This is a genomic window from Saccharopolyspora sp. 6V, from assembly GCF_020176785.1.
Classification (GTDB): Bacteria; Actinomycetota; Actinomycetes; order Mycobacteriales; family Pseudonocardiaceae; genus Saccharopolyspora_C; species Saccharopolyspora_C gregorii.
Genome location: NZ_JAIUKB010000130.1, coordinates 1 through 16,533, shown reverse-complemented (window position 1 = coordinate 16,533; position 16,533 = coordinate 1). Strand labels below are relative to the sequence as shown.

Here is a 16,533-nt window from a genome sequence, read left to right as displayed (position 1 = left end):
CAGCCGATCGGGCGCGAACCGGACCAGGAGCGCGGGGCGTCGCGGCACTAGCGTCGGAGGCATGTCCTACGAACCCGAGCACACCCCGCGGCTGAACCTGGCCGAACTCGTCCCCGACGTCTACAAGAGCATGCTCCGGCTCGACGCCGCGGCCCGGAAGGGCCTCGACCCGACGCTGCTGGAACTGGTCAAGATCCGCGCCTCGCAGCTCAACCACTGCGCGTTCTGCCTGGACATGCACAGCAAGGACGCGCTGGCCGCGGGCGAGTCGGTGCAGCGGATCATCCAGCTCTCGGCGTGGGAGGAATCGCGGCACTTCTACACCGCGCGGGAGATCGCCGCGATCGAGCTCACCGAGGCGATCACCGTGCTCACCGACGGCTTCGTGCCCGACGAGGTGTACGCGCGGGCCGCCGCGCAGTTCGACGAGACCGAGCTGGCGCACCTCATCGCCGCCATCACCGTGATCAACGCGTGGAACCGGTTCGCGGTCACCAGCCGCAACGTCCCCGGGCACCACACCCCGGGCTCGCACTGATCGTGCGCCGCCGCTCGGTCCCGGGCGGCGGCGTCACGCGACCGGTCTCGACTTCACGTGCATCCGCTCGCCCTGCGGCCCGAACAGCACCAGCAGCTCCACCGGGTCGCCGGTGGCGGGGCCGAACCAGTGCGGCACCCGGGTGTCGAACTCGGCGGCCTCCCCGGCCCGCAAGGTCAGGTCCTGGTCGCCCAGCACCAACCGCACCTTGCCGTTGAGCACGTAGAACCACTCGTAGCCCTCGTGGGTCTGCGGGTCCGGTTCGGCGCGCGGCCCGCCCGGAATGATCATCTTGAACGCCTGGACGCCGCCGGGACGCCTGGTCAGGGGGATGAAGGTCCGGCCGTGGCGCACGATCGGCTTCGGGTGGATCCGCGGATCCCCGGTGGCGGGCGCGCCGACCAGCTCGTCCAGCTGCACCTGGTGCGCCTTCGCCAACGGCAGCAGCAGTTCGAGGCTGGGGCGGCGGCTGCCGGATTCGAGCCGGGACAGCGTGCTCACCGAGATGCCGGTGGTCTCGGACAGCGCGGCCAGCGTCAGGCGGCCGCGCTTGCGCAGCGCCCGCAGCCGCGGACCCACCTGGGCCAGCGTCGCGTTCATCTCCGCGGACGGGGTTTCGGTCATCCCGCCATTGCAGGATCGGCAACGGGAGTTGTCAACGCGGCGGCCGAACACACCCGTGCGCAGGCTCGGCCCGGACCACCTCGGCCAAGTAGGGTCACCGCTCGGGAGGGGCACCTACAGAAGGAGGAAGCGATGATCGGCAACATCATCGGCTGGATCGTGCTCGGCCTGATCGCCGGGTTCATCGCCAGGGCGGTCGTGCCCGGCAAGGACGACATTGGGGTGCTGCGGACGATCGTGCTCGGCATCGTGGGGTCCGTCGTGGGCGGCTTCTTGCTCGGGGCGTTGACCTTCGGCCTCCGCGGGTTCCAGCCCCTCGGCTGGATCGGCTCCGTCATCGGCGCGATCATCGTTTTGATCGTGTACAACAAGGTCACGGGCCGCAAGAGCAAGCAGCACGACTGACGCACCGGTCGCGCGGGTCGTTCCGGCCCGCGCCCCGGCTCCCCACCCGCGGCCGGTTGGCGGGTGGGTCGAGCTCGTGGCACCGGCTCGTCGGACCGGCCGCGTCCCGCCTGATGTCGCCCCAACGGGCGCCGCCGCGGCGCGCCCGGTAGACGTGTGGCATGCCTGCTGAGCCCGGACCGCTCTCCGCCCGGCCCGATTCCGCCGCGCAGCTCGCCAAGGCCGCGGTGCTGCCGCTGATCGCGTGCGCGCTGGTCCTGGCGCTGCTCGTGCTCGGCGCCCTCGTCCCCGCGGTGCCGGTGGCGGGCGCGCTCGGTTCGCGGTACGTCGGCCAGTGGGCGCTGCGGTTCGTGCTGCTGGGGCTGCTGTGCTGCCTGCTCGCGGTGCTCGCCCGGCGGTGCGGGTCGCGGCGCGGGGCGACGGCCCTCGGCGGTGGCGGCGCGTTCGCGCTGCTCGGGTCGCTGGTGGTGCTGGGCGCGCAGCTGTCCTTCGCGCACGACCGCGGGGCGGACCTCGGCCCCGCCGAGCTCATCGGCACCGGCACGCCCGCCGCACCACCGGACCGCACCGAGGTGTACGCCGAGGTGGGCGGGACCCCGCTGCGGGCCTCGATCTGGGCCCCGCCGACTCCGGGGACCGACCGGCCCGCCGTGCTGTGGGTGCACGGGGGCGGGTTCATCACGGGCAGCCGCTACGAGCAGCGCGCCCTCTACCGGAACCTCGCCGACCACGGCTACCCGGTGATCTCCATCGACTACCGGCTGGCGCCGCCGGTGCGCTGGCGCGACGCGACCTCGGACGTGGTGTGCGCGCTGAACTGGGTCACCGGGCACGCCGGGGAACTCGGCGTCGACCCGTCCCGCGTGGTGCTGGCGGGCGGATCCGCCGGGGGCAGCCTCAGCATCAACGCCGGCTACGCGCTGGCCGACCACGACGCGGTGAGTAGCTGCGGGGGTGCGCCGCCCGCGCCGCCGATCGCCGTGGCCGGTTTCTACCCGGCCGTGGACCTCGCGGGCGCCTACGACGACAACGGGGTCGCCGGGTACGCGCGGCGGGTGGCGATCAGCTACCTCGGCGGCTCCCCGGAGCGGTACCCGCAGCGCTACGAGTACGCCTCGGCGCTGGACCGGGTGCGGCCGGGGCTGATGCCGACCTTGCTGGTCACCGGTTCCTCCGACCACCTGATCTTCGAGGACCGGGTGCACGGCTTCGCCGAGCGGCTGCGCGCGGCGGGCGACCAGGTGGTGTACGCGGCGTTCCCGTTCGGCGAGCACGCCTTCGACGCCGACTTCCACAGCATCGGTGGCGCGGTGAGCCGCGCGGAACTGCTGCGCTTCCTGGACGAGCACGCTCCGTTGCGGTGAACCGGCTCCGCCACCGGCAGCATCGGTCCCCGGCGCTGTCGGGGTGGCGGGTGAGAATGCGGCGGACCGGAAAGCCGACGCAGAGGACGCCCGTGGAACTCACCGCCGCTGAACAGCACCGCCGCGCCACCACCTTCGCCGAGCTGCACCGCGGACCGGGGGCGTTCGTGCTCCCCAACCCGTGGGACGCGGGCACCGCGCGGATCCTGGCCGGGCTCGGCTACCCCGCGCTGGGCACCACCAGCGGTGGGCTCGCGAGCCGGTTGGGCCGTCGCGACGCGGCCCGCCAGGTCGGCTTGGACGAGGCGGTGGACAACGTGCGCGAGATCGCCGAGGCCACCGGGCTGCCCGTCTCCGCGGACCTGGAGAACGGCTACGGCGACGAGCCGCGCGATGCCGCCGACGCGGTGCGGGCGGCAGCGCTCGCCGGTGCCGTCGGCGGATCCGTCGAGGACGCCACCGGGCGCGCCGACGACCCGATCTACGAGCTCGACCAGGCGGTCGAGCGGATCGCGGCGGCCGCGGAAGCGGCGCGGGAGCTGCCGTTCCCGTTCACCCTCACCGCCCGCGCCGAGAACTTCCTGCACGGCCGCGCCGACCTGGCCGACACGATCCGCCGGTTGCGGGCCTACGAGGAGGCCGGGGCCGACGTGCTGTACGCGCCGGCGCTGCCGGACGCCGAGGCGATCCGCGCCGTGTGCTCCGCCGTCACGGCACCGGTGAACGTGCTCGCGGTCGGTGCGGCCCGCGCGCTGCCGGTGGCCGAGCTGGCGGAGCTCGGGGTGCGGCGGATCAGCCTCGGTTCCACGTTGGCCCGCGCCGCGCTGAGCGCCCTGGTGCACGAGTCCCGGGAGATCGCGTCCGGCACGTTCCCCGACGCGGCCGGGGTGCTCTCCGGCGCCGACCTGGCGGAGCTCTTCGAGCGCGGCTAGTGCAAGGTCATCCGGCGAGCCGGGCGATGTCCGCCGCGCTCCAGGCCCCGCGGGCGCCGGGCAGTCGCGCCAGGTGCTCGGCCGTGGTGCGCACATCCCAGCCCTGGCCGGCGCGCAGCCCGCCGAGCAGCATCCGCAGGTACTCCGCCGACGGCGCCAGCAGCGGCACCTCCGCCGCGGACCACGGCGCGGTGAAGGTCAGCACCGGGTGCCCGTCCCGCTCGCCGACGTGCAGCAGCGTCTCGTAGCGGCCCGGTCCGAGCACCTGCCGCCCGGTGCGCAGCACCTCTCGCAGATCCAGGTCGCCGCCCGGCTCCCGGTACATCTCCTGGGCCACGACGTCCGCGAACTGCCCGGGCGTCACCAGGTAGCCGCGCAACGCCGCCGAACCGGGCAGCTCCGGATCGAGGAACGCGCGGCCGCCGCCCCACACCCGCGACTCGGTGGCGAAGTACACGCCGCCCGGCACCCGGTGCCCGGTGGTGCGCCGCGGCGGGCGCGGATCGCGGCACCCCGGGCAGGCGCGGCGGCCACCCGGCGGCGTGCCGCCTTCCAGGTAGTGCCGGAACCGGTCGGCGTGCATGTTCGAGCCGTAGCTCGCGTACCAGACCAGCTCGGGTGCGGAGTCGAAGCCCATCACCCCATGATCCCGGCACCTCGGCGACCGGCAGTCGTCAGGACGCTCCGGCGGGCGCGGGGGACGGGTCCTCCGGCTGCATCTCGGGCGGCGGATCGCGGAACAGGCGGGTGCGGTAGGCGAGGTAGCCGACGCCGAGCACCAGCCAGCAGCCGCCGAGCAGCAGCGCCGCCGGGTCCAGGTTCACCAGCAGCCACAGGTCGATCAGCGCGCCGATCGCGGGCAGCAGCAGGAACGTCCACGGGGACGGCGCCTCGCCGGCCTTGCGCCGCCGCACGAACAGCCCGATCACGCTCAGGTTCACCGAGGTGAACGCGACGAACGCGCCGAAGTTGATGAACGAGGTGGACGTGGACACGTCGAGGAACATGGCGATCAGCCCGATCGCGCCGGTCAGCGCGATGTTCACCGCGGGCGTCCGGAACTTCGGGTGCACCCGGCCGAACAGCCTGCGCGGCAGCACGTCGTCCCGGCCCATCGCGAACAGCAGCCGCGCCGCCCCGGCCTGCGCGGCGAGCCCCGAGGCGAACTGGGCGACGATCAACCCGGCCAGCAGCAGCGCGGCGACCGCGTCCCCCGCGATGGTGCGGGCGATCTCGAACACCGCGGAGTCCGGATCGGCGAACGCGGCACCGGGGTGCGCCAGCTGCGTCGCCCAGGAGACGACGACGAAGATGCCGCCGCCGATCAGCGTGATGAGCAGGATCGCGCGCGGCATGGTGCGCCGCGGTTCCACCGTCTCCTCGGTGAGCGTGGTGACGGCGTCGAACCCGAGGAACGAGTACGCGGCCAGCGCGGCTCCCGCCGACACGCCCGCCGCGGTGGTGCTCGGGTTCAGGAACGGTTCCGCGCCCAGCAGCGCGCCTGCCCCGGTGGTGGTGAACACGTGCCGCAGCGACAGCACCACGAAGATCGCGATCACCAGCACCTGGAACGACATCAGCACCGAGTTCGTCTTGTCCGCGACTTTGATCCCCAGCACGTTCAGCGCCGTGGTGGCGGCGATGAACAGCACGATCCACAGCCAGAACGGCACGTCCGGGAACTGCGCGCGCAGGTAGGTGGCGCCGAGCAGCCAGATCACCATCGGCAGGAAGAAGTAGTCCAGCAGCACCACCCAGCCCACCAGGAACCCGGCGCGGGAGTCGAGCGTGCGCCGGGCGTAGGTGTAGGCGGACCCGGCGACCGGGAAGGCGGCGGCCATCTTCCCGTAGCTGTGCGCGGTGAACAGCATCGCCACCATCGCCAGCAGGTACGCGGTCGGCACCGATCCGCTGGTCTCCTCGGCGACGACGCCGAAGGTGCCGAGCACGATCATCGGCGCCATGTAGGCGACGCCGAACAGCACGACCGAGTGCAGTCGCAGCGACCGGTTCAGGACCGGTGCGTTTCCGGGCATGTGCGTTGCTCCTAGTCGTGCGCCGCGGGGTGCCAGCGGTGCGGGTCGATGCGGCCGTCGTAGAGCGGCAGCGCGACGGGGGAGTCGTCGGCGGTGAACTGGTCCCAGACGCGGTTGAGGCCCGCGGTGCCCTCGGTCCGCACCCGCCGCACCTCGTCCAGGTCGACCGTCGCGGCGAGCGCGCCGGAGGCGCTGCCTTCGGCGTGCGCGAGCACCTGCCCTTCCGGGCCGACGAGCAGGCCGTCGCCGGTGCCGACGGGGGCGGCGGCGTTGACGCTCGCCACGAAGACCTGGTTGGTGATGGCGTTCGCCCGGGCCAGCACCAGTTCCTGCGCCCGGTCCGGGGTGGTGGTCTGCACCGGGTTGAGCACGAGTTCGGCGCCCATCCATGCCAGGTGCCGCGCCACTTCGGGGAACCAGGCGTCGTAGCAGATGCTGAACCCGATCCGGCCGATCCCGGGGGCGTCGAACACGACGAACCGGTCGCCGGGGTCGTAGGGCTCGTAGGGCCGCCACGGGAAGACCTTGCGGTACCAGGAGACCAGTTCGCCCGCGGGCGAGAACACCAGCGCCGTGTTGAACAGTTCCCCGCCCTCGCCGCGTTCGCAGACGGTGCCGGGCGCGAGCCACACGCCGAGGTCCCCGGCGAGCTCGGCGAGCCGCCGGGTGCGGGGGCCGTGCAGCGGTTCGGCGGCGTCGGCGAGCTCCGCGTCGCGGTCCGGGCCGGTGACGCCGCACAGGTGCAGCTCCGGGTAGGCCACCAGCCGGGTCCCGGGGTGCTCGGCGAGCAGCGCCTCGACCTGGGCGGTGAACTCGTCCGGGGGCGCGGTCGCGGGCAGCGGCGGTTCCTGCGCCAGCGCGAGCGGCAGTGGTCGGGGCATCGGATCTCGTTTCCGGGTGGCGGAGCGGCGCCGATGGACGGTGGCCGGGACGACTGGAAGAAAATAGGTCAGCCCCCGCCCCGCGGGCAAGAGTGCTCAATTTGACCACTTTGTGCTTGACGTGCGATTACGCTGTGGTTCATGGCGAGTTCTGACCCGGACGAGACCGCGGATCCCGGCGCGGCGCTGGCCTCGCCCGCGCTGTCCGGAATCCGCAGGCTGTCCGCCGTGGACACGGTGCGCGCCCGGATCTCCCTCGCCGTCGACCTCGGGCTGCTCGCGCCGGGGGAGTGGCTGCCGGGCAACGCCGCGATCGCCGCCGCCCTCGACGTGTCCCAGATCACGGTGCGGCGGGCGCTGGTCGCGCTGGGCCGGGACGGCGTGCTGGAACGGCGACCGGGCCGGGGCGGTGGTACCCGCGTCGTGGCGGAACCGGCCCGCAGCGCCGTCCGCGAGACCGACGGCTACCGGGCCGCTGCCGACGAGGTCCACCGGCTGGTCGACCAGCGGCTGGTGCTGGAGTGCGGCCTCGCCCACCTGGCGGCGCGCGCCGCCGACGCCGACCGGCTCGCCGAGCTCCAGGAACTCGCCGAGCGGATGGAGCGGGCCGCGGACTGGGCGGAGTTCCACCGGCTCGACGAGGTCTTCCACCGCACCGTCGCCGCCGCCACCGGCGTCCCCGCCGCCGCCGCGGACTACGAGCCGGTGCTGCGCGACCTGTACCGCTACTACCTGCCCTACCCGATGGAGCAGCTGCGCGAGTCGAACCGGGAGCACCACGAGCTCGTCGCCGCCCTGCGCGCCCGCGACGCCGCGGCCGCCGCCGACGTCGCGCACCGCCACGTCACCGCGTTGCACCGGGACATGTTCGTCGGGCTGGACGCGCGCCGACGCCTGCCGCCCCCGGCGCGGAGCTAGTCGCCGTCGGCCGCCCGTGCGGCCCGGTTCGCGAGCACCGTGCCGTGCAGCGCGAACACCAGCAGCAGCACCAGACCCGCGTTCGGCGCCACCAGCGCCACCGGCAGCGGGAGGACGCCCTGGACGTGCGCGATCGTGATCACCGCGGTGAGCAGTCCGGCGGCGTAACCGGTGCGCGCCGCCTGCAGCAGCCGCGGCTCCGCGGCTCGGTGCCCCGCCGCCCACGCGGCGTCCGAGGCTTGCGTCGCCCGCGTCCGGATGCCGACGAAGTGGTTGCGGCGCAACGTTCCGCGCGAGCTCAGTCGCTGGATCAGGTGCATCGCCCAACCGGTGAACACGAGCGTCACGGCGTACAGGGCCAGTGCTGCGGCGTCCGGCAACGCGGCCCCCTCCGCTCGACGTCGGTCCCCGGTCACCCAAGCCGACGGCGGGCGTGGACGTCAACCTCCGGTCAGCCGGTGCGCGCGAACCGGCGGCTGATGGCGACCAGCGCCAGCACCGAGAACCCGAGCACCACGGCGATCTCCACCGGTGGCGGGACTTCCCAGCCCGCCCACTCCACCGGCGAGAAGATCACCGAGGAGTGCTCCTGCCCGAGCCGCCCGAGGACGGCGTGGCGCATCGCGTCCACCGCGTAGGTCAGCGGGTTCACCACCGTCAACGCCACCATCCACCCGGGCATCGCGCTGATCGGGAACATCATCCCGGACAGGAACACCAGCGGTGTGATCAGCACGGACAGCACGGTGTTGAACGTCTGCACCCGCTTGATCGCCACGGCCACCCCGGCGGCGAGCACCGTCAGCGACAGCGCGGCGATCGCGATCTCGGCCAGCAGCACCGCGAACAGCACCGGGTCGTAGGGCACTCCGACCAGCCCGGCGGTGAGCAGCACGACCGCGCTCTGCGCCGTCGCCACCGTCGCACCGCCGAGGCACTTGCCGAGCAGCAGCGTGCCGCGGAACACCGGCGCCGCCAGCATCTCCCGCATGAACCCGGTCTGCCGGTCCCACACGATCGACGCCCCCACCGAGATCGCCGGCGCCTGCGCCGCCATCACCAGCACACCGGGGAACAGGAACACCAGGTAGTCCTCCGCCGTCCGCGCCCCGCCCGCCCCGTCGGCGAGCAGCCGGGACAGGCCGATGCCGAGCACGTACAGGAACAGGAACGGCGGCAGCAGCGACACCGCGACCCGGGTGCGGTCCCGCAGGAAGTGCAGCAGTTCCCGGCGCCACACCATGCTCCCGGCCCGCCACTCCCGCGCGAGCCGGCCGCTCCGTTCGGCGTCCTGTTCGGACGGTGCTGCGGTCCGGGGCGGTGCGGTGCTGGTCACGCGGTCTCCTCAACGGCCGTGGGGATCAGGGGGCGGGCACGCCGGGGACGTCCCGGATGGCGCGGCCGGTGTAGTGCAGGAACACCTCGTCCAGGCTCGGCCGGGTCACCGTCACCTCGAAGATCGGCACGTCCAGGCCGGAGCAGAGCACCGGCACGAACCGCGCCCCGTCGGACACCTGCACCTGCACGCCGCCGTCCGCGGTGGTGGCCTCCAGGTCGAAGCGCTCGCGCAGCACCCGCACGGCCGCGTCGTCGTCGCCGGTGTGCAGCGCGATGCGGTCCGCGCCGATCACCGACTTGAGCTCCGCCGGGGTGCCCTGCGCGACGATCCGGCCCGCGTCGATGATCGCGATCCGGTCGCACCGCTCCGCCTCGTCGAGGTAGTGCGTGGTGAGGAAGACCGTGGTCTCCTCCTGCTCGGCGATCCGGTGCAGGTAGGTCCAGATCTCCGCGCGGGTCTGCGGATCGAGGCCCACGGTCGGCTCGTCGAGGAACAGCACGCTCGGCCGGTGCAGCAGGCCGCGCGCGATCTCCAGCCGCCGCCGCATCCCGCCGGAGAACGTCGCGACCCGGTCCGCGCGCCGCTCCCGCAACCCGACCAGGTCGAGCATCGAGTCGACGCGCTCGGCGACCAGCGCCCGGGGCATCGCGTACAGGTCGGCGTGGAAACCCAGGTTCTCCGCGGTGGTCAGGTCCGGGTCGAGCGTCGATTCCTGGAACACCAGGCCGAGCCTGCGCCGCACCTGGTGCGCGTCGCGCACCACGTCGTACCCGGCGATCTCGATGCGCCCCGCATCGGGCAGCGCCAAGGTGCACATCATCGCGATCGTGGTGGACTTGCCCGCGCCGTTCGGCCCGAGGAAGCCGAACGTCTCGCCGCGGGCCACGGTGATGTCGACGCCGCGCACCGCGTGCGTCCCGCGGTAGGACTTGTGCACGTCGCGGGCCACGATCGCGGGTGCGTCCTCGGGGCGGTGGTGGTCGTCGCCTCGCCGGAGTCGTCGCACGGGTGCTCCTCGCTGCTGTCGAACGGCCGGGGTGTGCGGCGATCCCGTCACGCGGCGCGCAGGCTGCCCAGGTGGTCCTGCCAGTCCTCCGGCACCACGAAGCCGAAGCTCCAGCGGTGCCGTTCGGTCGGGTTCACGATGCAGTGCCAGAACAACCTCGCCGGGTCCTGCTCGGCCTTGAAGAACCGCACGATCCTCCGGCGCTCCGGCAGCGTCACGATCTCGCCGGTGCCCGGGTTCTGGTAGCGGAAGAAGGAGGTGCCGCCGCCTTCGGGGAAGTCGTCGTCGAGGTCCACCACGTACATCCGCCAGCCCGGCTGGTTCTCGTTGGTGTGCCACAGCCGGTAGCTGTTCGGCGGGTACCACATCGAGCCGGACAACCGGATCTCGTCGCCGAACACGCCTTCCAGCAACCGGATCGCCCGCGTCTTGGCGGCGAAGTACGCGGGGTAGCCGGGGTGCTCGACGTGCTCGTCCAGGTTCACCAGGTGGAAGTCCCGCCGCGCGCCACCGCCGGCCGGGTCCTGCCAGTGCGCGGCCATCATCCGGCGGTTCCACTCCTGGAACTCGGGATCGGACGGGGACTTCGAGGTCGATTCCAGGTCGTCGGCGCGGAACCGGGCGCGGAACGCCGCCAGGTCCACCGGGGGACGGACCTTCAGCAGCGGCAGCTCGTCGATCAGCGGCGCCAGCTCCGGCACGTCCGCCAGGTCGTACTCGTGGTGGTAGAAGGCCGTTCCCCGCGGGGGCGCCGGTTCGTCGGCGGCCGGTTCGGGCGTGGTCTCCGCGCCGAGCTCGGCGGATCCCGCGGCCAGTTCCTGGGCGGTGAAGTCGAACCCGTGCCTGCCGCCGAGCGCGATCATCTCCTCCATCCCGGTGACGGCCTTGAGCTGCTGGCCGAGTTCCGGCTGCTGCCTGGTCGCGTGCAGGAAGCTCTTGCAGGCTTCGACGGTCATGGCGGTCTCCTTCGTCCGGTGCGGGTGGCGGGTCGCTGCCCGCCGGGTCGCTGGGATGCCGGGATTCGGTGGTGGGGCGGGAGGTTCGGGGAAGCGGAGGGCGGTGCTCACGGTCGCGGCGGGTCGAGCATCAGCACCGAGGGCACCCGTTCCGGGTGCGCGAGCCGCAGGAAGTGCATGCCGTAGCCGGAGATCCCCATCATCAGCCCGGGGAAGAAGTCGGCGCTCTGCTCGCCGAGGCCGTGCTCGGCGTCGTCCAGCGAGCGCCACATCTCGCGCACCTGCACGTTCGCCTCCAGCCGGAACGCGGGTTCGTCGCGCAGCAGCGCGTAGCGCAGCAGCAGCTCCGAGTTGCCGGAGGTGCCGTGGCACAGCGTGTGGTTCTTCAGCCGGGAGAAGTTGCGCACGGTCGCCCCCAGCGCGTGCCGCGCCTCCCGCAGCAGCTCCTCGTCGTCCGCGCCCAGCAACGACCAGGCGGCGATGCGGCTCAACCCGATCCCGGCGGCCCCGTTGCACCACGCGTTGGAGTAGTGGTGGCCGTTCTTCGCGACCTGACCCGTGTCGTAGCGCAGGTCGTACCAGTCCTGCTCGTCGAGGTCGAAGTGCCGCGCCTCGTAGGCGAAGGCGCTCCTGCCCGCCGCGACGCACTCGTCCCGGCCGGTGCGGGTGCCCAGCAGGACCAGCGCCCAGCCGATCCCGGCGGCGCCGTGCGCGAACCCGGTCATGTCGTCCCGGGCGTGTTCCGGGGTGTTGGACGGCCAGCTCACCGCGCCGTCCCGATCGCGGGCGCGCCGCAGCAGGTGGTCCGCGCAGCGGTGCGCCAGGTCCAGCGCCTGATCCCCGAGCAGCGGTTCCAGCGCCAGCAGCACCGGGATCATCCCGGCGGCCCCGTGCAGCAGGTCCAGGTGGGTGTCGGCGTCGATGAGCTCGGCCAGGCCGTCGCACGCCCGCACGGCCTCGTCCACCAGTTCCTGCTCGCCCCACAACCGGTGCAGGTGGGTGAGCAGGTACAGCCGCCCGCCGACGTCGGCGAACGCTCCGGTGCGCTGCGGCGGGGTGTCGAGGACGTGCCGCAGCGCGCGCCGCGCGGCCCGCCGGAACTCGGGGCGCGGCACCACGTCGTCCAGGTAGGCGAGGAACAGCGCCACCCCCGCGGTGCCGGTGTAGAGGTCCGCGTCGATGTCGACGGACTCCAGCACGCCGTCGACCCGACCGAACGACTTCCACGGCGCCGGAGCCGGCGGTTCCAGCTCCATCGAGCACAACCGCTCGCCGACCCGCACCGCGTAGTCCAGCGCGGTGGCCACGAACGCGGGGCTGCTGATCTCGTCGCTCGACAGGCTGGCGGCGATGTAGCGGGCCTGCTGCGCGCGGTTCTTCGCGGTGAGCGAGCGGATCCGCTCCGCGGCGCGCTCCAGCGGGGAACCGTCCAGCGCGGTCGGCAGCCGTTCCGCGCGGTCGTGCACGAGGTGGTCGTCGCCCACCTCGACGGTGAAGATCGGCACGTCCAGCCGCCACATCGACGCCGTCTCCCGCGCCGAGAGCACGGCGTCGCGGTCCCATTCGCGGGGGAAGGTGCGCACCGTGTTCAGCAGCAGGTCGACCTCCAGCGGGTCGGCCAGGCACTTCGGGTGCCGCGCGGACGCGATCAGCTGCGCGTAGATCTGGGTGCTCCAGTTCAGGAACCGGGCGGAGGCGCCGCGGAACGCCTCCGAGACCAGGGCGACCGCCTCGTCGGCGTTGCGCTCCAGCCACTCGTGCACCCGGTCGAAACCGTCCACGATGGACTCCAGGTGGTCCTGCGGGTGGACGAGCTCCCCGTGCAGGAAGACCCGGTTGGTGGCGTCGAGCTCCACCCGCACGCCCGACCGGTTCCGCACCGCCGCGCCGAAGCCGAGACGCCCGCCGACGATCTGCGGCACCGGCATCGGGATCTCGTAGCTCTCGCCGCCGGTGCACCCGCTCAGCCGCATCTGCTCCGGGCCGTCCGCGGTTTCGGCGCGCGGCCACTCCAGCAGGCCCGTCTTGAACACCGAGTCCTGCACCGTTCCGCTGCCGCCGCGGCCCAGCGGCGACGCGTCGAACACCGTCTCCCCGTCGCACACGTGGACGTGGCCGTCGGCGACGATGATGTTCTCGAAGTGCAGGTCGCTGCCGCCGAGTACGTAGAACAGGGCCAGGTGGCCGCCGAGCTCCCGGTACACGTGCGCGGCCGCTTCGGCGGTGCCGGTCTCGTTGCGCCCGGTGGGGATCGCGGCCTCGTAGCCGTAGCCGTCGCGCACCAGCACGGGCCGGGAGGCGAACTCCACGACACCCCGCTCGCGCAACCGGTCCAGCACGGCCTGCACCCCCGCCTCGGAACGCAGGCAGCGCGGCTTGCAGTAGAACGTCCCGGTCCCGCCGTCGTCGAGCTCGGCGGTCACCACCGCGACGCTGCGCCCGCCCGCGTGGTAGTCGCCGGTGCCGAGCCGCAGCGAGCGGAACGCGACGATCGACCGGCCGAACAACTCCGGCCCGAGCCGCGCCGCGTCGGCCGCCAGGTTGCGCAGCAGGTCCGCGCCGTAGTCGCCGATCAGCCCGGTCAGGTGGGCCAGCCAGCGCCCCAGCACCGGGTACTCCAGGAAGAACTCGTGGTAGGCGGCGGAATCGGCGAACGTCGCGTCCAGGTAGGCGAGGTAGTCGTCCTCGCCCGCCCGCTCCCGGTCGATCCCGCGCCGCGCCCGGTGCAGGTTCGCCTCGGCCTCCACCACCCAGGCCAGCGCCAGCGCGAACCGCCCGTGCAGGTGGCGCTGGAGGTCGTCGACCAGGTCCGGCCCGATCGACTCCGGCAGCTCCGCGCGCACCTTCTCCAGCCTGCGCCCCAGTTCCACCAGGAACGGTTCGCAGGCGGTGGCCAGCTCGCCGTAGTAGACGTCGGTCTCCCGCCACGTCGCGTGCGGGTCGGAGTGCGCCGGGTCCCAGCCGAGCACCGCGTCGCGGTAGGTCGGCAACCAGGCCGCGTGCAGCTCCTCCAGCAGCTCCGGGGGGCCGGGGCCGGCCGGGTCCAATTCGACGGCGCGGTAGGCGGTGAGCACCGCGGCGAGCTCCTCGGCGGTGTGCCGGGCGGGCCGCGCCCGGTTCTCGGCCTCCTGCGCGAACTTCCCGGCGAGCCGTCCGGCGACGCGGTCCAGCCGCCACCGCTCGACCGCGTCGGGCGGCGCCGCCGCGAGCGGCCGCCCCGAGTCGCGCAGCGCGGTGACGACGTGCAACCGCTCGTCCAGGTTGCTCGCGCGGGCGGCCAGATCGAGTGCTCGGTCGGTCTGCATCAACACCTGTCCCCGGTCGGTGGTGGGCGAGGAACGCGGCGAGCCCGAAGGCTCACCGCGTCGATGCTCAGCTCACTTGGTCGAGCCGTCGCACGCGAACGTGAACGGGCCGGCGCTGCAGGTGCTGGCGCAGGCGACGACCTCGTTGGCCGCGATCCCCTTGGTCCAGAAGTCCAGGGACTCCTGGTCGACGGCCTCGACCGCGTCGGGCAGCTCGGCAGGCTCCACGCCGAAGGCGGCGGGGTCCGCGATGAGCGCGGAGCGGAACTCGGCGTCGATGACGGCTTGGCGAAGAATGGTGTCGGACATGATCTCCTCCTGGATGCTGGTGTGCGTTCGGATCATTCGGACTTCTCGGCGGGCAGCTGCGCCACGAGGGCGAAACCCAGCTGCGCCTCCGCGTTCTTCAACTCCACGAGCGCTCGGCCCATGTTGTCGTTCTCGTTCTGCCAGGCGACGACCTCCTTCTCCTGCTCCGGTAGTCCCTCCGGCGACCACAGCTGCTCCAGCCACTTGTGGGTCGCGAAGGGGTGCAGGTCGGTGACCGGCGTGAGCCGGGCCAAGGTGGGCTCCTCGTTCAGCGCGAGGGCGAGCTGCAGCACCTCGCGCAGCTTGCCGTCCGGCGGCAGCAGCGAGCACAGGACCACGAGTTCCTGGATTCGCCGGATCACGTCCACGTCCGGGTAGATGACCGGAACATCCGAGTGCTGCATCGACCGCTCCCAATCCGTCGGAGGCCCAACGCGACCGACGCTAGGGGGCGGTGGTTTCAGTCCGCCTTCAAAGCTGTTTCACCGCAGGAGAACTGGCGTGGCGGCAGCGGGATCCGCCGCCGCGGCAGGAGGTTCGCGGCTCCGTCAGCCGGACTGGTCGGCCGCCCAGGCGCAGAGGGCGGCCTGCACCCGGTTGCCCACGTCGAGCGCGGCGAGGATGCGGCTCACGTGCGCCTTCACCGTGCTCTCCCGCATGCCGAGCGCGCTCGCGATCTCGGCGTTGCCGTCGCCCGTCGCCAACCGGCCGAGCACGTCCCGCTCCCGTGGGGTGAGGCGTTCGATCTTCGCGCGCGCCGCGGCGGAATCGGGTCCGCTGCCCCGGTGGTAGTGGTCGACGAGCCGCCGCGCCGCCGCCGGGTGCAGCATCGCCTGCCCGCTCGCGACGACCTGCACGGCGCGCACGATCTCGGCGGGTTCGCTGTCCTTGAGCAGGAACCCGGCGGCACCCGCGGTCAGCGAGCCGTACACGTACTCGTCGAGGTCGAAGGTGGTGAGCGTGACGACCTGCGGCGGGTTCGGCAGCGCGCGCAGGCGCTCGGTGGCCTGGATGCCGTCCAGCTCCGGCATCCGCACGTCCATCAGCACCACGTCGACCTGGCCGGTCGCGGCCTCCCGGACCGCGCTCAGCCCGTCCCCGGCCTGCCCGACCACGGTGATCCCCGGTGCGTCGGTGAGGATGTCGGCGAGCGCCAGGCGGACCAGCGTGTCGTCGTCCACGATCAGCGTGCGGATCATGCTGCTCCCGAGGAGTGGGCGGGTGCCGGGATGCGCGCCGACAGCCGCCAGCCGCCGGTGCCCGAAGGGCCGTGTTCCAGGGTGCCGTGCAGCGCGTCGACCCGTTCGGCCAGCCCCACCAGGCCGTAGCCGCTGGGCGAGTCCCGCTCCACCGGCGCGCCCACGTCGTTCTCCACGTCCACGGTGGACTCCGGCGGACCGTGCCGGACTCGCACCCGCACGGCCGAGCCCGGTGCGTGCTTGCGCGCGTTCGTCAGCGCTTCCTGCACCAGCCGGTAGATGGCCAGCCGGTGGCTGAACGGCAGCTCCGCCGCGTCACCGGAGACCTCGGCCGCCACCGGCTGCCCGGCCGCCCGCGCCTCCGCGAAAAGCGCCTCCAGATCACGCATCCGGCGCGGCTCCGGAACCCCGCCGCCGTCCGGCGAGCGCAGTCCCGCCAGCACGTCCCGCAGGTCGCGCAGCGCCTCCGTCGACGTCACCCGCAGCAGGTCGATGCGGTCCGCGACCTGCGGGGGCAGCTCGGCCGAATGCCGTTGCAGCGCGCCGGTGTGCAGCGCCAGCACGCTCAACGAGTGCGCCAGCGAGTCGTGCAGCTCGGCCGCGACCCGGCCGCGCTCGGTCAACCGCGCCTGTTCCGCGCGCAGCTCCCGCTCCACCCGCAGCTGGTCGACCTGCGCGGCCAGGCTCGCCACCAGCCGCCGGTGCCCGCCCGCCCACATGC

General features: G+C 73.2%; 18 protein-coding genes. 5 read left to right on the top strand and 13 right to left on the bottom strand.

From position 1 onward, the window contains the following. Positions 1 to 61: 61 nt before the first annotated feature. Positions 62 to 538: a carboxymuconolactone decarboxylase family protein gene (locus LCD35_RS23270; RefSeq protein ID WP_224955485.1), complete on the top strand. Its 477-nt coding sequence runs from the start codon at positions 62 to 64 to the stop codon at positions 536 to 538. Between the two features lie 33 nt (positions 539 to 571). On the opposite strand, the gene LCD35_RS23265 is transcribed toward LCD35_RS23270, so the two are convergent. Continuing rightward, entirely contained in the window at positions 572 to 1,162 is a 591-nt protein-coding gene (locus LCD35_RS23265) for a helix-turn-helix domain-containing protein (RefSeq protein ID WP_224978107.1), read from the bottom strand. Between the two features lie 132 nt (positions 1,163 to 1,294). Here LCD35_RS23265 and LCD35_RS23260 point away from each other — a divergent pair, with 132 nt between their 5' ends. The 3 genes from LCD35_RS23260 (at position 1,295) to LCD35_RS23250 (ending at position 3,863) form a co-directional block, all read left to right on the top strand. Continuing rightward, entirely contained in the window at positions 1,295 to 1,567 is a 273-nt protein-coding gene (locus LCD35_RS23260; protein WP_224955487.1) for a GlsB/YeaQ/YmgE family stress response membrane protein, read from the top strand. 161 nt (positions 1,568 to 1,728) lie between these two features. Next, a complete protein-coding gene (locus tag LCD35_RS23255; protein ID WP_224978106.1) occupies positions 1,729 to 2,931 on the top strand; it encodes an alpha/beta hydrolase in 1,203 nt (400 codons plus the stop codon). 92 nt (positions 2,932 to 3,023) lie between these two features. Beyond that, a complete protein-coding gene (locus tag LCD35_RS23250) occupies positions 3,024 to 3,863 on the top strand; it encodes an isocitrate lyase/phosphoenolpyruvate mutase family protein (protein WP_224966015.1) in 840 nt (279 codons plus the stop codon). A gap of 7 nt (positions 3,864 to 3,870) precedes the next feature. Here LCD35_RS23250 and LCD35_RS23245 read toward each other — a convergent pair whose 3' ends face one another. The 3 genes from LCD35_RS23245 to LCD35_RS23235 are packed head-to-tail and all read right to left on the bottom strand — an operon-like array spanning position 3,871 to position 6,780. Continuing rightward, positions 3,871 to 4,500: a histone deacetylase gene (locus LCD35_RS23245; RefSeq protein WP_224966016.1), complete on the bottom strand. Its 630-nt coding sequence runs from the start codon at positions 4,498 to 4,500 to the stop codon at positions 3,871 to 3,873. A 37-nt stretch (positions 4,501 to 4,537) separates the two neighbouring features. After that, positions 4,538 to 5,899, bottom strand: coding sequence for an APC family permease (locus LCD35_RS23240; RefSeq protein ID WP_224966017.1), 1,362 nt, complete (start codon positions 5,897 to 5,899; stop codon positions 4,538 to 4,540). Between the two features lie 11 nt (positions 5,900 to 5,910). Then, complete coding sequence (locus LCD35_RS23235; protein ID WP_224955492.1) at positions 5,911 to 6,780, bottom strand: carbon-nitrogen hydrolase family protein; 870 nt, start codon at positions 6,778 to 6,780, stop codon at positions 5,911 to 5,913. 141 nt (positions 6,781 to 6,921) lie between these two features. Here LCD35_RS23235 and LCD35_RS23230 point away from each other — a divergent pair, with 141 nt between their 5' ends. Next, the gene (locus LCD35_RS23230; protein WP_224978105.1) at positions 6,922 to 7,698 is read left to right on the top strand and encodes an FCD domain-containing protein; all 777 of its coding nucleotides are present in this window, start codon (positions 6,922 to 6,924) and stop codon (positions 7,696 to 7,698) included. Here LCD35_RS23230 and LCD35_RS23225 read toward each other — a convergent pair. The 9 genes from LCD35_RS23225 to LCD35_RS23185 all read right to left on the bottom strand — a co-directional run. Next, complete coding sequence (locus LCD35_RS23225; protein WP_224966019.1) at positions 7,695 to 8,078, bottom strand: SdpI family protein; 384 nt, start codon at positions 8,076 to 8,078, stop codon at positions 7,695 to 7,697. The genes LCD35_RS23230 and LCD35_RS23225 overlap by 4 nt on opposite strands. A 71-nt stretch (positions 8,079 to 8,149) precedes the next feature. Beyond that, the gene (locus tag LCD35_RS23220; protein ID WP_224955496.1) at positions 8,150 to 9,034 is read right to left on the bottom strand and encodes an ABC transporter permease; all 885 of its coding nucleotides are present in this window, start codon (positions 9,032 to 9,034) and stop codon (positions 8,150 to 8,152) included. Positions 9,035 to 9,059: 25 nt separating this feature from the next. Further along, positions 9,060 to 10,043 carry an ABC transporter ATP-binding protein gene (locus tag LCD35_RS23215; protein WP_224966020.1) on the bottom strand — a complete coding sequence of 328 codons (984 nt, stop codon included), beginning with the start codon at positions 10,041 to 10,043 and terminating at the stop codon, positions 9,060 to 9,062. Positions 10,044 to 10,090: 47 nt separating this feature from the next. Next, complete coding sequence (locus tag LCD35_RS23210; protein ID WP_224966021.1) at positions 10,091 to 10,999, bottom strand: Nif11-like leader peptide family natural product precursor; 909 nt, start codon at positions 10,997 to 10,999, stop codon at positions 10,091 to 10,093. 107 nt (positions 11,000 to 11,106) lie between these two features. After that, a complete protein-coding gene (locus tag LCD35_RS23205) occupies positions 11,107 to 14,304 on the bottom strand; it encodes a type 2 lanthipeptide synthetase LanM family protein (RefSeq protein ID WP_225044845.1) in 3,198 nt (1,065 codons plus the stop codon). Between the two features lie 72 nt (positions 14,305 to 14,376). Next, on the bottom strand, positions 14,377 to 14,613 hold the full coding sequence (locus LCD35_RS23200; RefSeq protein WP_308011301.1) for a cinnamycin family lantibiotic: 237 nt from the start codon (positions 14,611 to 14,613) through the stop codon (positions 14,377 to 14,379). Positions 14,614 to 14,645: 32 nt separating this feature from the next. Further along, on the bottom strand, positions 14,646 to 15,017 hold the full coding sequence (locus LCD35_RS23195; RefSeq protein WP_224955501.1) for a DurN family substrate-assisted peptide maturase: 372 nt from the start codon (positions 15,015 to 15,017) through the stop codon (positions 14,646 to 14,648). 144 nt (positions 15,018 to 15,161) lie between these two features. After that, the gene (locus LCD35_RS23190; protein WP_224955502.1) at positions 15,162 to 15,812 is read right to left on the bottom strand and encodes a response regulator transcription factor; all 651 of its coding nucleotides are present in this window, start codon (positions 15,810 to 15,812) and stop codon (positions 15,162 to 15,164) included. After that, the coding region (locus LCD35_RS23185; RefSeq protein ID WP_225044844.1) for a sensor histidine kinase at positions 15,809 to 16,533 on the bottom strand (725 nt) is incomplete at its 5' end. The genes LCD35_RS23190 and LCD35_RS23185, both read right to left, overlap by 4 nt.

Coding starts and splice junctions, on each gene's coding strand:
- LCD35_RS23270 (WP_224955485.1), top strand. CDS start 62: ATGTCCTACGAACCCGAGCACACCCCGCGGCTGAACCTGGCCGAACTC.
- LCD35_RS23265 (WP_224978107.1), bottom strand. CDS start 1,162: ATGACCGAAACCCCGTCCGCGGAGATGAACGCGACGCTGGCCCAGGTG.
- LCD35_RS23260 (WP_224955487.1), top strand. CDS start 1,295: ATGATCGGCAACATCATCGGCTGGATCGTGCTCGGCCTGATCGCCGGG.
- LCD35_RS23255 (WP_224978106.1), top strand. CDS start 1,729: ATGCCTGCTGAGCCCGGACCGCTCTCCGCCCGGCCCGATTCCGCCGCG.
- LCD35_RS23245 (WP_224966016.1), bottom strand. CDS start 4,500: ATGGGCTTCGACTCCGCACCCGAGCTGGTCTGGTACGCGAGCTACGGC.
- LCD35_RS23240 (WP_224966017.1), bottom strand. CDS start 5,899: ATGCCCGGAAACGCACCGGTCCTGAACCGGTCGCTGCGACTGCACTCG.
- LCD35_RS23235 (WP_224955492.1), bottom strand. CDS start 6,780: ATGCCCCGACCACTGCCGCTCGCGCTGGCGCAGGAACCGCCGCTGCCC.
- LCD35_RS23230 (WP_224978105.1), top strand. CDS start 6,922: ATGGCGAGTTCTGACCCGGACGAGACCGCGGATCCCGGCGCGGCGCTG.
- LCD35_RS23210 (WP_224966021.1), bottom strand. CDS start 10,999: ATGACCGTCGAAGCCTGCAAGAGCTTCCTGCACGCGACCAGGCAGCAG.
- LCD35_RS23205 (WP_225044845.1), bottom strand. CDS start 14,304: ATGCAGACCGACCGAGCACTCGATCTGGCCGCCCGCGCGAGCAACCTG.
- LCD35_RS23200 (WP_308011301.1), bottom strand. CDS start 14,613: ATGTCCGACACCATTCTTCGCCAAGCCGTCATCGACGCCGAGTTCCGC.
- LCD35_RS23195 (WP_224955501.1), bottom strand. CDS start 15,017: ATGCAGCACTCGGATGTTCCGGTCATCTACCCGGACGTGGACGTGATC.
- LCD35_RS23190 (WP_224955502.1), bottom strand. CDS start 15,812: ATGATCCGCACGCTGATCGTGGACGACGACACGCTGGTCCGCCTGGCG.